The following is a 13,137-nucleotide window of genomic DNA, read 5'->3' on the forward strand; positions in this document are numbered from 1 at the left end:
ACATAGTTGCCCGGCTGTTCGCCCTGACTTACATGCCGTGCATGACTTCGACGAACGACATCCGGCGCACTTTCCTCGACTATTTCGAGCGCGCGGGGCACGCCCGCGTCCCCTCGGCACCGCTGGTGCCGCATAACGACCCGACGCTGATGTTCGTCAACGCCGGCATGGTGCCGTTCAAGAATGTGTTCACCGGCCTGGAATCGCGGCCCTATTCGACCGCGGTCTCTTCGCAGAAATGCGTGCGTGCGGGCGGCAAGCACAATGATCTCGACAATGTCGGCTACACGGCCCGGCATCATACCTTCTTCGAGATGCTGGGGAATTTTTCGTTTGGCGACTATTTCAAGGAACAGGCGATCACCCATGCCTGGACCTTGCTGACGCGCGAGTTCGGCCTTTCGCCCGACCGGCTAACCGCGACCGTTTATCACACCGACGACGAAGCCTTCGCGCTGTGGAAGAAGATCGCCGGCCTGCCCGAAGAGCGGATCATCCGCATCGCCACCAAGGACAATTTCTGGGCGATGGGCGACAACGGCCCGTGCGGACCCTGTTCCGAAATCTTCTACGATCACGGCGATCACATACCGGGCGGTCCTCCCGGCAGCCCGGACGAGGATGGCGACCGCTTCGTCGAGATCTGGAACCTCGTCTTCATGCAATATGAGCAGGAAGCGAACGAGATCGTCCGCGATCTGCCGCGCCCGTCGATCGATACCGGCATGGGGCTGGAGCGGATCGCCGCCGTGCTCCAGGGCGTGCACGACAATTACGACACGGACACGTTCAAGGCGCTGATCGCGGCGAGTTCCGAGCTGACCAGCAACAACTCAGCCGATGCGACCTCCAGCCACCGCATCATCGCCGACCATCTGCGCGCGTCGGGCTTCCTGATCGCCGACGGCGTGCTGCCGGCCAACGAGGGGCGCGGTTACGTTCTGCGCCGGATCATGCGCCGCGCCATGCGCCATGCGCATTTGCTCGGCGCCAGCGACCCGCTGATGCACCGCCTTGTGCCGTCGCTGGTCGCGGAAATGGGCGCGGCCTTCCCTGAACTGGTCCGCGCCCAGCCGCTGATCGAGGCGACGCTGAAGCAGGAGGAAACTCGCTTCCGCCAGACCCTCGCCAATGGCCTCAAGCTCCTGGACGAAGCGACCGGTTCGATGACCTCTGGCGATACGCTTCCCGGCGAAGTCGCGTTCAAGCTCTACGACACCTATGGCTTCCCCTATGATCTGACCGAGGACGCGCTGCGAACGCAGGGCCTGCAGGTCGATCGATCCGGCTTCGACAAGGCGATGGCCGAGCAGAAGGCAGCGGCTCGGGCGGCCTGGAAGGGGTCCGGCGGCAAGGCGTCGGAGGATGTCTGGTTCGACCTTGCCGAAGCGCATGGCTCGACCGAGTTCATCGGCTATTCGGGCACCGAAGGCGAGGGCGAGGTGGTCGCGATCGTCAAGGACGGTGCGCCGGTCCATCGCGCCTCGGCCGGTGAGACGGTTGTGCTGCTGACAAACCAGACGCCCTTCTATGCAGAAAGCGGCGGCCAGATGGGCGATGCCGGCACCGTCACGTCGGAAAAGGGGCTGAGAGGCCGGGTCGAGGACACGTCCAAGCCGCTCGGCCGCCTGCATGCGCATCATCTGGTGATCGAGAATGGCGAGGTCGCGATCGGCGATCCCGTGCACCTCTCCGTCAACGCCGAGCGCCGCGACCGGATTCGCGCCAATCACTCTGCCACGCACTTGCTGCACGCGGCACTGCGCAAGCGGCTGGGCGGTCATGTGACGCAAAAGGGCTCACTGGTCGCGGCAGACCGTTTCCGCTTCGACTTCTCGCATCCGCAGGCGCTGACCGCGCAGGAGATCGCCGATGTCGAGGCCGAGGTGAACGCCCATATCCGCCACAATGAGCAGGTCTCGACCCGGCTGATGACGCCGGAGGACGCGATTGCGGCCGGCGCCATGGCGCTGTTCGGCGAGAAATATGGCGACGAGGTGCGCGTGCTGACCATGGGCCGCGAGGCCTATTCGGTCGAGCTATGCGGCGGCACGCACGTCAACGCGACCGGCGACATCGCGCTGTTCAAGATCGTGTCGGAAAGCGCCGTTTCCTCCGGCGTCCGCCGGATCGAGGCGCTGACCGGCGAAGCGGCGCGCTTGTGGCTGAATGCCCGCGAGGAGCGGCTGCGCGAAGCGGCGTCCGCGCTGAAGGCGAGCCCTGACGAAGTGCCCGCCCGCGTCGCCACGCTGATCGAGGAGCGGCGCCGGCTGGAGCGCGAACTTGCCGAAGCCAGAAAGGCGCTGGCGCTGGGCGGGGGCGGTAAGGCGGAAGCGGCCGGGCCGGAGCAGGTCGGCGGACACGGCTTTATCGGCCAGGTGGTCGAGGGCCTCGATCCCAAAGGCCTGCGCGGTGCGGTGGACGATCTGAAGGGACGCGTCGGCTCGGGCGTGGCGGTGCTGGTCGCGGTCAATGACGGCCGTGCATCGGTGGCCGTGGGAGTCACCGACGATCTGACCGCGCGCCGCAATGCGGTCGAACTGGTGAAGCTGGCGGTCACGGCTCTTGGAGGACAAGGCGGTGGCGGAAGGCCCGACATGGCCCAGGGCGGCGGACCAGACGGCGCCAAGGCTCAGGACGCGGTCGCGGCGGTACGCGCTGCGCTAGGCGAGATGGCCGAAGCGGCCTGAACCCGCTCGTGGCCCCAACACCCGGTTTGGCCTGAGCTTGTCGAAGGCCTCCCATCTTCTCTACTGGTTCGCGGAAGAAGGAAGGGAGGGCTTCGACAGGCTCAGCCCAAACCGGTGGGGGTGTACAGCCTTGAGTTCCACTTACGACGCACTGATCATTGGCGGCGGGCATAACGGCCTGACCTGCGCCTGGTATTTGGCCCGCGCTGGCCTCAAGGTCCGCATCCTTGAACGCCGCTCGATCGTCGGCGGCGCCGCCGTCACCGAAGAGTTTCACCCAGGTTTTCGCAACTCGACCGCGAGCTACACGGTCAGCCTTCTCCAGGCGAAAGTGATCGCCGATATGCGGCTCCATGATTGGGGCCTGCGCGTCGTCCACCGCCCCATCTCCAACTTCCTACCGTTCGACGATACGCGCTATATGAAGCTGGGCGGCTCGCTCGAACGCACCCAAGCCGAAGTACGGAAATTCTCCGCCAAGGACGCGGAGACGCTTCCGGCCTATTATGACGCGCTGGAGCGGATCGCCGATGTGCTCCGCGACATGGCGCTCAAGACGCCGCCCAATGCCGGCGGCGGCGTGCAGGACTTAATCCGGGCGGCGACGCAGGGCTGGGGCCTGCGCAAGCTGGGGATCGAAGCGCAGCGCGACCTGCTCGACCTGTTCGCCAAGTCCGCGCGCACCTTCCTCGACGGCTGGTTCGAAAGCGACGAGATCAAGGCCGCCTTCGGATTCGATGCGGTGGTCGGCAATTACGCCAGCCCCGATACGCCGGGCTCGGCCTATGTCCTGCTCCACCATGTGTTCGGCGAAGTGAACGGCGTGAAAGGCGCCTGGGGCCATGCGATCGGCGGCATGGGCGCGATCACCCAGGCGATGCGCAAGGCGTGCGAAGCTGTGGGCGTGGAGATCACGACCGATGCGATGGTCGCCAAGGTGCTGGTCGACAATGGCAAGACTGTCGGCGTTGCGCTCGAGGGCGGTTCGGAGCTGTTCGCCAGGCGCGTGGTCGCGAATGTCGGACCGAAACTGCTTTACGGCAGGCTGGTCGACGAAGCCGATCTGCCCGCCGACTTCGCCCGGCGGATGCGGATGTTTAAGGCGGGTTCCGGCACTTTCCGCATGAACGTCGCGCTGTCCGAACTTCCCCGCTTCACCTGCCTGCAGGAGCCCGGCGAGCACCTCGCGAGCGGCATCGTGATCGCCCCCACGCTCGATTATATGGATCAGGCTTTCACCGACGCGCGCGCGCATGGCTGGTCGAAGCGGCCGATCGTCGAGATGCTGATCCCGTCCACGCTCGACGACACGCTGGCACCAAAAGGCGCGCATGTCGCCAGCCTCTTCTGCCAGCAATTCGCCCCGGTGCTGCCCGACGGCCGCAGCTGGAAGGACGAGCGCGAGGCGGCCGCCGACACCATCATCGATACGGTCGAGGCGTTCGCGCCCGGCTTCAAGGCGTCGGTGCTCGGCCGGCTGTCCCTCAGCCCCTTCGATCTGGAGGAGCGGTTCGGCCTAGCAGGCGGCGACATCATGCACGGCGCCATGTCGATCGACCAGCTTTGGGCCGCACGCCCGGTGCTCGGCCACGGCGCCTATGCCGGCCCGATCAAGAACCTTTGGATGTGCGGGGCCGGCACCCATCCCGGCGGCGGCGTCACCGGGGCTCCGGGGCATAATTGCGCGCGGGAGATTTTGAGGGCTCTGTAACCCTCGTCATTGCGAGCGCAGCGAAGCAATCCAGCTGTGGCATCTGCGACATTGGATTGCCGCGTCGCTGCGCTCCTCGCAATGACGAATCAGTGCCGTCCCACACGCCCGATCAGGGCCATGGCCGCGGCGGGCGCGCGCACCTTGGCGCCGGCGATGAAAAAGGCGAACACATCCCGGCCGCCCTCTGCCCAGCCGCGGGTTTGATCGGCGATCCGGTCAAGCTCGCCGGGCCCGTAGCCGGCCTCAACATCCTCGCGGCATTGCTGGTATCGCGCGTAGGTGAACGGCCCGGTTTGGTCCGCAAAGTTCGGGTAATCGTCTGCCTCGGCATAGACGATGGCGACGCCTGTTTCCCTCGCCAGCGCGAAGAACTCCGCATTGCGGAAGCTCTCATGGCGCGGCTCGAAGGCATGTCGCAGCTTTACGCCGCCCCAATCCTTCGGGAGCATGGCGAAGAAGGCGCGGATCTCATCCGGGTCGAACTGCTTCGGGCCCATCAGCTGCCACAGGATCGGCCCGAGCTTGTCGCCAAGCTCGACCAGCCCCTGATCGAAGAAGTTGCGCATGCCTTCTTCATTGTCAGCCAGGTTCTTGCGGTTGGTGCAGAAGCGGCTTGCCTTTACCGTGTACATGAAGCCGTCGGGCGCCGCCTTTCGCCAGCTTTCGAAGGTCTTGGGGTTCTGCCGGCGGTAGTAGGTGCCGTTGATCTCGATCGCCGTCAGAGCGCGCGTGGCGTGCTCGATCTCCTTGGCGTGGGGCAGCTTGGACGGGTAGAAAGTGCCGCGCCACGGTTCATAGGTCCAGCCGCCGACGCCCACCCTGATCATGGGAGGGGCTTAGCGGAGCGCCCGCCTCAGCGCCAGATTGTCGAGGATCATGCCGCCCGCGATGAACACGCTACCGGTGCAGGCGAGGAAGAGGAGTACGCCGCCAGGGCCGGGATACTGCTCGAGATAATGGATGCCCCGCTCGCATGCGCCCAATGCCAGCGCATAGATCACCAGAAACGCCTCGAAGCGCGTGGTGATCGTGAACAGCCTTTTGATCTTCTCGAACATGTCCGCATAAACGCGCAGCGCGGCCGAGCGGACAAGGTAAATAAAGGGTTAACGCTTCGTCAGAGGTCCTCTCGGCCAAGCTCTAGCGTCTCCAGCAGCGCCGCGCGCGCCTGGGCGATTCGCTTGTGCAGCTCTGGATCGGCGAGATGCGCCGACTCGATCGTCTCCGGCCAGGTCTCGGCGATCACCTCCCCGACCCTGTCGAGCTTCGCCTCGTCGATCATGAAGCGCTGGTCTACCTCGGCGGGATCGGCGACGACCCGCAGGCGGAGGCAGGCAGGGCCGCCACCATTGGCCATGGACTGACGCACATCGACGAAATGGGTGGCGCGGATCGGTCCGTTGCCGGCGACCAGCTCTTCCAGATAGTCGCGGACAGACGGCACCGCATGCGCTTCGCTCGGGACGATCAGCGCCTGCTCGCCCGAAGGCAAAGTCACCAGCTGCGCGTTGAACAGGTAGCTGGCGATGGCGTCTTCCAGGCTCACGCGCGACGCAGGCACCTCGACGATGCGCACCTCGGGCACCAGCCGCTCCAACTCGGAGTAAAAGCTCGCCCGGTCGGCAAAGGCCTGTTCGTGTGCGAACAGGGTCAGGCAGTCGGCAACGGCGACTACATCATTGTGGAAGGCGCCGGCGGCGATAGCTTCCTCGGCCTGTTCGACCAGCAGTGTGCGCGCCGGATCGAGGCCATGGTGCGCGGCGACGGCCTCGCCCGCCATCCGGTGCTGCCGCGCCGGAAAGCGCCCGCCGGAGCGGCCATAGACGAAGATCTCGACGCCCGGCTCGCCATGCGACGGTGCCAGCCGCATATGGTTGGCAGCGCCCTCGTCGCCGAACGGCGCCGGCACCGGTCCGTGCACCGCAAAGCTGGGCCCGCCAAAGGCCAGCCGCAGCTGCTTCAGCGTGTTCGGCCATTCATGGCTGCGGTGCGGCATGGTGACGAGGTTGGCGACGGTCAGGTGGCACTTGCCATCCTTCGTGTCCGGCGCCGGAGAAACCGTCGCGGCATTGGCCGTCCACATCGGCGAGGCGCTCATCGCCCAGGCGGGGAGGGGAGGGCTGCTCTCCATCGACGCGCCCAGGCTCTCCAGCCATGGCCAGTCCGGCCGCGGGTGGGGGAGGAGGATGCCCTGCGCCAGCCCCAGCCGCAGATTGTGCCGCATCTTGTCCAGCCCCTGCAGCGCCGCGGCGCGCGGGTAGCTGGTGTGATTGGCGTTCTTCGCGGACGCGAGATTGCCGAGGCTGAGCCCGCCATAATTATGGCTCGGTCCGACAATGCCGTCGAAGTTGATTTCCTGCAGCAACCCTGCACTCCGTTCGTTTCGAGCGAAGTCGAGAAACGCTAGCCCGGACCCGTGTCTCGACTTCGCTCGACACGAACGGGGAGGGCGGCGCTAGGACCGCCCCACATGCATCACGGTATTGCCTTCGCTCACCTGCAGCAGCCGCGCGCAGTCCTGATCGATCGCGATCTCGCCGCCGTCCAGCATCTCGACCTGCCCATAGGCCGCGCGCCACCCGGCTAGCCGCCCCGCGGTGCACAGCCGCCGCTCGCCTGCTACCTCGCCGATCCGCGCCACCCGGCTTTCCACCGAATCCCGGATCGAGAGGATGCGGTCGGTGTGCGCGACCATGGTCGGGCCGCCGTCGAAAATGTCGATATATTTGTCGTGGGTGAAGCCTTCATGCTCCAGCATCCGCATCGCCGCGCGGCCGCTCGGGTGCGGCACGCCGATCACCGCGCGGGCGCTTTCCGGCAGCATGGCGGTGTAGATTGGATGCTTGGGCATCAGGTCGGCGATGAACTGGTTGCCGTTCACCGCATTGAACTCGTCCGCTTCCTGAAAGCTCATGCCGAAGAATTTGCCGGCCAGCCCGTCCCAGAAATGCGACCCGCCCGCTTCGTCGATCACGCCGCGCAGCTCGGCGATGGTCCGGTCGGAAAAGCGCGGCCGGTGTGCCTTGATGAACAGATAACGGCTGCGGGCGAGCAGCATGCCCAGCCCCCCCGCCCGTTCGCGAGGGTGGAGGAACAGCCCGCCGACCTCGCTCGCCCCTTCCAGGTCGGTCGACAGCGTCAGCATGTCCGCGCGGAACGTGCGGTCGAGCTCCTTCGACACCTGGGTGAGCGTACCGATGCGATAAGAGTAGAAGGGCCAATGCTGGCCGACCATGGTGAAGATCTGGCAGGTGCCGCGGACCTGGCCGGTTGCGCCATTTTCCAGCACGAAGACGAACAGGTCGTCGACATGCGCGTCTTCGTCCCGGGCGAGCGCAGTGCCGGAGCGCTCCAGCTTCTTGGCGAGCGAAGCGCGGTCAGGCGGCAGATTGGTGAAGCCGCCGCCGGTCAGCTTGGCGAGTTCGTACAGCGCATCGAGATCGTCGAGGGTGGCCGGGCGCAGAAAGCAGCTCATGGCCGGCCGCGCTCCGCAATCCGAAGGATCGCGAGGGTGGACAACATCGCCCGCTCGGGCAGGGACTCCGGGATCAGAAACTCCTCCGCACTGTGAATGGCGCCGCCACGCGCGCCCATCGTGTCGACCACGGGCACGCCGCACGCCGCGATATTGTTGCCGTCGCAGACGCCGCCCGTCGCGCGCCAGCCGATCGCCTGCCCAAGATCGGCGCCGCACTCCTTGACCAGACCGAACAGCCGCTCGGCGGCCGCATCGAGCGGCTTGGGCGGACGTCCGAAGCCGCCATGAACATGGATCGACACTTCGCGCTGCGCCGCCACCAGCGCTACCGCGCTCTCCAGATGCGACCGCGCGCGCGCCTCGTCCTCGGGCGTGTGCGGGCGGAAGTTGACGCGCAGCACGGCATGATCGGGCACGACATTGTTCGGCCCGCCGCCATCGATCCGCGCCGGATTGACGGAGAGGCGGGGCCCGATCGCCTTTTCCAGCCGCAGCGCCAGGTCGGCGGCGGCGAGCAGCGCATTGCGGCCCTCTTCCGGATTGCGCCCGGCATGGGCCGAGCGCCCGGTGACGACGATCGAGAAATTGCCGGATCCCGCCCGCGCGCCCGCGAGCGTGCCGTCGGGAAGTGAAGGCTCATAGGTAAAGGCTGCCGCCTTGCCCTGTGCACAGCGGGCGATCAGCGCAGCGGAGGAGGGGGAGCCCAGCTCCTCGTCGCTGTCGATCAGCACCTGATAACCGATGCGCGCGGCGAGCGGGGTGGTCTCTACCGCCTTCAGCGCCGCCAGCATCAGCGCCAGCCCGCCTTTCATGTCGGCGGTTCCGGGCCCGTTGATGCGTCCGTCTAGCGTGCGCGTCGTCTGGAACGGGTGATCGGCCCCAAACACCGTGTCGTAGTGGCCGGTGAAGAGTAGTTGCACCGGCGCCTCCGGGCGCACAGTCAAGAGTAGATGGTCGCCATGCTCGACTTGAGCCACCGTGCCGTCCGCCGCGACGATCTCGACCGGCCCCGGCGCCACTAGAGCCACTTCGCCCGGCAGCGCGGCGAAAGCGTCGGCGAGCAACCCCGCCATCGTCTTCAAGCCCGCAAAATTTCGCGACCCGCTATTGACCGCGCTCCACTCAAGCACCTGCTCCAGCATCGGCGCCCCGCCCGCGACCTCGCAAGCCTCTTGTTCGATAGGGATAAGCGGCATGCCGGCCGTGTAACGATCCCCGGAGTCGATGCCAACACCAGCAAAGGTTCTCGTCAGGCCAGAAAGGCGTAACGCTCGCGCATATAGGCATGCCATTCGGCCAGGTCGGGATGCCCCTCGATCGGGAAGCTCCGAAACAGATCCTCGACGGACACCGGCTTGTACCGGTCAGGCTGCCGCAGCAGCCTTCCCCAGCCGCCGCAGGCGCTCTCGCTGCCGATTGCCTCAGCCAGGCCCTCGACTGTCACCCGCTTGAGCTTGCTGTTCCCCTCTGGCGAGACATGACAAAGCGTTACGCGATCAAAGAATGAGCGCGGGTCTGTCGTGTCGCTCTCGATGGCGTGGGCGAGCATCTGCTGCCGCATCAGTTGGTAGAAGGGCTCGGCAAAGAACAAATCGATCCCGCGGTCGCCGCCATCAGTGTCGATGACCTTCTCGAACCAAGGTGAGTAGCGGCTGCGTCGCACATCGTTGGAGGTATTCAATCCATCCTTAGCGCCTGATCGGGCCTTGTTCTCCAGCGGCGCTCCGTAGCTTTCAGTGTATTTCCATTCGATCAGCAACAGCTCCCGCCGTCCTTCGCGCACCAACCCCATCGCCGCGTCCACACTGGTGCATTGAGCGCCGCGGGTGCGCTTGCCGCCCTCGTTCAGATAATCGGGACCGGAAATATACTCGAACGCGACAAAGCCGTCTTCACCTGGCAACCAAACCGGCGTGACGTGTCCGCCGACTATCGGCTTCAGCAGGTCGGCAAGCGCCGCGGGACGTGTCGGAATGGCGCGAGAAAGTTGAAACAGAAGGCTTGCGAACTCAGCAAATGATCCAGGTGCCGGTGTGGCGTTAATCCTTGATCGTCCACATAGGCTTCGATGCCGGAACGCTCCGCGTCGAAGATGCCGGAGTAGCGGCCGGAGAGAAATCGGCCACCCCTACGACCGAGCCGCTGATCGTCGCTCAGGCTCGCCGTCTTGTCTCTCCAACTCTGTTGCCGAGCCAGCTGATCGGTGAAGAAGTTTGGCACTGTCCAAAAGCTCCCGCAAAATGATCTATTCAGATCCGACCTGCGCATTGACTTGCGCCATCGCAAAGCGTGCAAGGTCCTGAAGCTTGTCCAGCTCAGAGCCAAAGGCCGCAGGAACGCGAATTTGCTCGTGCGTCAGCCAGCTTTCCGAATCCTCATCATTGCGCCAGTTGAATCCCGGCATTTCCGTCAGCAGCGGCTCGTCGTCGCGCTCCAGCCCAAATGCTATCGTGGTCGCTTCCGGGGTCAGCTCTACTGCGGTATATAGGAACAGGTCGCCACGATGATGCCAGACATTGAGCCCGCTCTCGTTCCAGATAGCCTCGGGCGTGACTGCATTCAGACCACTGGCGAGCATGGCCGACAATGGACCTGCTTGCCATTCTTCTAGCAGCGGACTCCAAATCGACGACCAAAGGTCTAGACATGCTTGGGCGAACTCCCACCTTGTCAACTCGGCCTGTGCGCGGGCGGCCACATAGTCCGGCAGCTCCGCCAACGTCAGATCGGCTGGCAGACGGGCCGGCCTGATCGCTAGAAGCGCGTCGACCGCAACTCTTACCCCTGTCTCTTCAAGGTAAGTGCGGACTGACTCAGGCAGGCGAGCATCAGGCATGAGCGGTCTCCCAAAGGGTGCGACGGAAGCGGCCGAATTCCTGGTCGCCGGTGAGTGGAGACGGACGTTGTTCCCAACGGCGCAGAAGCGTAGACCAATCAACGAAGCGCCACTTCCACTTACGTAGCCGAGACAGACGCGACCGCACGTCCTTGCCCGAGGATCGTCCCAGAATAAGCAGGGCTCCGGTGGGCTGCGGCCCATCGAAGCGGAGCCCGATGTCCGCGCCATATTGCGCATAGTCGTTCAGCCGGTTCGTCTTCAGCTTGTGACCGAACTTGGCCTCGATCACCGCGCCCCAGATTCCTCCGTTTGCCTTTCCGGTTATCAGCAGGTCGATCCGGCCCGTGCCCGCAGGCACTTCTGCCTGCGCTCGAAGGTCTTCCAGGCAAGACCAGATTCCCCAGCCGGGGAGGAGCGCCTGGAGGAAAGATTGAATGCGCTCCGGATCTTGTTCCAGGAAATGAGCCAATCCCTTCGTCGCCTGCACTTCGGTCATGCAAAGCCACTCGTAAGGCGAGTGATCGAATGAATGGTTGCTGTGTCCGAGACCGTAAAAGCGTATGACGGCGTCCACGCCCACCGGACGGTAGCGCTCGCCAAGAGACAAGGATTGGCGAAGAGATCGTTGGATCCGCTCCCCCCAACGCGCGAGCAAATCGGGACGAAAAACGAACTCTCTTCTCGGAATGGCGCGGATCAGGTCGACTGTCGTTAGCGAGGCTGACCGTCTTCTCGGCCTCACCCCACATTCACCCCATAATTCCTCGCCAGCGGCCCCAGGCCGCCCTTGAAGCCCTGGCCGACGGCGCGGAATTTCCAGTCGCCGTTGTGGCGATAGACTTCGCCGAAGATCATCGCAGTCTCGACCGAGGCGTCTTCGTTCAGGTCGTAGCGGGTAATTTCGCGCCCGCTCAGCTGATCGACCACGCGGACGAAGGCGTTCGAGACCATGCCGAAATTCTGGCGATTCGCCTCGCCTTCGTGGATCGTCACGGTGACGGCAATCTTCTGCACGTCAGCGGGGACCTTCGAAAGGTCGACCTCGATGCTTTCGTCGTCGCCGTCGCCGTCGCCGGTGCGATTGTCGCCGGTGTGGCGAACGGAGCCATCGCTCGACTGCAGGTTGTTGTAGAAGATGAAGTCATGGTCGCCGCGCACCCGGTCGCCGGCGCCCAGCAGGAAGGCGCTGGCGTCCAGGTCGAAATCGCCGCCGTCGGTCGCGCGCGCGTCCCAGCCCAGGCCGATCATGATCTTGGTGAGGCCCGGCGCTTCCTTCGACAGGCTGACATTGCCGCCCTTGGCAAGGCTGATGGACATGAGATTACCCCCTTATGCTGGTGATCAGAGTGCTTCGCCGGACGGCGACACGGCGCCGGCGAGGACCGGTGTTTCCTCTTCCTCCTTGCTCCAGACGGAAGAGAGGAAGGCGATGCCGATGAAGCCGGCGCCAATCAGCCCGGTGACCGTCTCCGGAATGTGATAGCGGGCCGAGAGCAGCATGATCGCGGCGAGGGCGACGATTGCGTAAAAGGCGCCGTGTTCGAGGAAGCGGTATTCGGCGAGCGTGCCTTTCTCGACCAGCATCACCGTCATCGACCGCACGAACATCGCGCCGATGCCGAGGCCCAGCGCTATGATGAACAGGTTGTTGGACAGCGCAAAGGCGCCGATCACCCCGTCGAAGGAGAAGCTGGCGTCGAGCAGCTCGAGATAGAGGAAGCCACCGACACCGGCGCGGGCGACCTTGGCCGCTTCGTCGTCGCCGCCGCCGATCAGGTCGCCGACGCTGTCGACCGCCACATAGGCGACCAGGCCCCAGACGCCGGCGAGCAGGAAGGTGGAAACCTCTTCAGGCGGGAGCAGGCGGGATATGCCGACCAGCGCGACCAGAACGATGGCGAGCGGCAGGCTGGCGACGCCGGCCAGACGGCCGAGAGGCTTTTCGACGAAGCCGATCCAGTGCGTCTCTTTGTCTTCGCCCAGGAAGAAGGTCAGGCCGACCATCGCCAGGAAGGCGCCGCCGAAACCGGAAATGCCGATATGCGCGCCTTCGATGATCCGCTGATATTCGGCGGGTTCGGCGACCGCGAGCCGCAGCGCCGACCAGGGATCGAGGCTGGCAGCCACCGCGACGATCGCGAGCGGGAACACGATCCGCATCCCGAACACCGCGATCAATATGCCCCAGGTCAGGAAGCGCCGGCGCCAGACCGGGTCCATGTCCTTCAGGACCGTCGCGTTGACGACCGCATTATCGAACGACAGCGAGGTCTCGAGCACGCCCAGCACGGCGAAGATCCAGACGATGCCTAACGTGCCGAGCAGCGACCCGGTCATGGTCCAGCCGAGCCAGGCGGCCGCCGCCATGCACAAGGCGGTGAACAGGAACGATCCCTTGAAATGGCCGAGCATGGCT

Annotated in this window: 11 protein-coding genes and 1 pseudogene; 2 read left to right on the forward strand and 10 right to left on the reverse strand. The window is 65.1% G+C overall.

Annotation, left to right across the window (positions count from 1 at the left end; translation table 11 throughout):
• The first annotated feature begins 41 nt into the window (after window positions 1-41).
• On the forward strand, window positions 42-2,690 hold the full coding sequence (gene alaS / locus VGT77_RS06580) for an alanine--tRNA ligase (protein WP_327460770.1): 2,649 nt from the start codon (window positions 42-44) through the stop codon (window positions 2,688-2,690).
• Window positions 2,691-2,820: 130 nt separating this feature from the next.
• The gene (locus tag VGT77_RS06585) at window positions 2,821-4,401 is read left to right on the forward strand and encodes an NAD(P)/FAD-dependent oxidoreductase (RefSeq protein WP_327460772.1); all 1,581 of its coding nucleotides are present in this window, start codon (window positions 2,821-2,823) and stop codon (window positions 4,399-4,401) included.
• Window positions 4,402-4,490: 89 nt separating this feature from the next.
• Here the strand turns inward: VGT77_RS06585 and VGT77_RS06590 are convergent, their stop codons facing one another.
• The 10 genes and pseudogenes from VGT77_RS06590 to VGT77_RS06635 form a co-directional block, all read right to left on the reverse strand.
• A complete protein-coding gene (locus VGT77_RS06590) occupies window positions 4,491-5,231 on the reverse strand; it encodes a DUF72 domain-containing protein (protein ID WP_327460774.1) in 741 nt (246 codons plus the stop codon).
• 9 nt (window positions 5,232-5,240) lie between these two features.
• The gene (locus VGT77_RS06595) at window positions 5,241-5,462 is read right to left on the reverse strand and encodes a hypothetical protein (protein ID WP_327460776.1); all 222 of its coding nucleotides are present in this window, start codon (window positions 5,460-5,462) and stop codon (window positions 5,241-5,243) included.
• 59 nt (window positions 5,463-5,521) lie between these two features.
• Complete coding sequence (locus tag VGT77_RS06600; protein WP_327460778.1) at window positions 5,522-6,769, reverse strand: N-succinylarginine dihydrolase; 1,248 nt, start codon at window positions 6,767-6,769, stop codon at window positions 5,522-5,524.
• 90 nt (window positions 6,770-6,859) lie between these two features.
• The gene (locus VGT77_RS06605; protein ID WP_327460780.1) at window positions 6,860-7,879 is read right to left on the reverse strand and encodes an arginine N-succinyltransferase; all 1,020 of its coding nucleotides are present in this window, start codon (window positions 7,877-7,879) and stop codon (window positions 6,860-6,862) included.
• On the reverse strand, window positions 7,876-9,078 hold the full coding sequence (locus VGT77_RS06610) for a hydrolase (protein ID WP_327460782.1): 1,203 nt from the start codon (window positions 9,076-9,078) through the stop codon (window positions 7,876-7,878). Before VGT77_RS06610 ends, VGT77_RS06605 begins: the two co-directional genes overlap by 4 nt.
• Window positions 9,079-9,131: 53 nt before the next feature.
• Window positions 9,132-10,150: pseudogene (locus tag VGT77_RS15600) on the reverse strand (PGN_0703 family putative restriction endonuclease).
• Window positions 10,128-10,718, reverse strand: coding sequence for a hypothetical protein (locus VGT77_RS06620; protein ID WP_327460786.1), 591 nt, complete (start codon window positions 10,716-10,718; stop codon window positions 10,128-10,130). Before VGT77_RS06620 ends, VGT77_RS15600 begins: the two are co-directional and overlap by 23 nt.
• Window positions 10,711-11,301, reverse strand: a complete 591-nt coding sequence (locus VGT77_RS06625) for a hypothetical protein (protein WP_327460788.1) — start codon at window positions 11,299-11,301, stop codon at window positions 10,711-10,713. The genes VGT77_RS06620 and VGT77_RS06625 overlap by 8 nt, the downstream gene beginning before the upstream one ends.
• 158 nt (window positions 11,302-11,459) lie before the next feature.
• Complete coding sequence (locus tag VGT77_RS06630; RefSeq protein WP_327460790.1) at window positions 11,460-12,038, reverse strand: TerD family protein; 579 nt, start codon at window positions 12,036-12,038, stop codon at window positions 11,460-11,462.
• Between the two features lie 24 nt (window positions 12,039-12,062).
• On the reverse strand, window positions 12,063-13,133 hold the full coding sequence (locus tag VGT77_RS06635; protein ID WP_327460792.1) for a DUF475 domain-containing protein: 1,071 nt from the start codon (window positions 13,131-13,133) through the stop codon (window positions 12,063-12,065).
• Between the last annotated feature and the right edge of the window lie 4 nt (window positions 13,134-13,137).

Origin of the sequence: Sphingomonas sp., from assembly GCF_035944535.1 — a bacterium.
Taxonomy (GTDB): domain Bacteria; phylum Pseudomonadota; class Alphaproteobacteria; order Sphingomonadales; family Sphingomonadaceae; genus Sphingomonas_B.

Coding starts and splice junctions, on each gene's coding strand:
- alaS (WP_327460770.1), top strand. CDS start 42: ATGACTTCGACGAACGACATCCGGCGCACTTTCCTCGACTATTTCGAG.
- VGT77_RS06590 (WP_327460774.1), bottom strand. CDS start 5,231: ATGATCAGGGTGGGCGTCGGCGGCTGGACCTATGAACCGTGGCGCGGC.
- VGT77_RS06595 (WP_327460776.1), bottom strand. CDS start 5,462: ATGTTCGAGAAGATCAAAAGGCTGTTCACGATCACCACGCGCTTCGAG.
- VGT77_RS06605 (WP_327460780.1), bottom strand. CDS start 7,879: ATGAGCTGCTTTCTGCGCCCGGCCACCCTCGACGATCTCGATGCGCTG.
- VGT77_RS06610 (WP_327460782.1), bottom strand. CDS start 9,078: ATGCCGCTTATCCCTATCGAACAAGAGGCTTGCGAGGTCGCGGGCGGG.
- VGT77_RS06620 (WP_327460786.1), bottom strand. CDS start 10,718: ATGCCTGATGCTCGCCTGCCTGAGTCAGTCCGCACTTACCTTGAAGAG.
- VGT77_RS06630 (WP_327460790.1), bottom strand. CDS start 12,038: ATGTCCATCAGCCTTGCCAAGGGCGGCAATGTCAGCCTGTCGAAGGAA.
- VGT77_RS06635 (WP_327460792.1), bottom strand. CDS start 13,133: ATGCTCGGCCATTTCAAGGGATCGTTCCTGTTCACCGCCTTGTGCATG.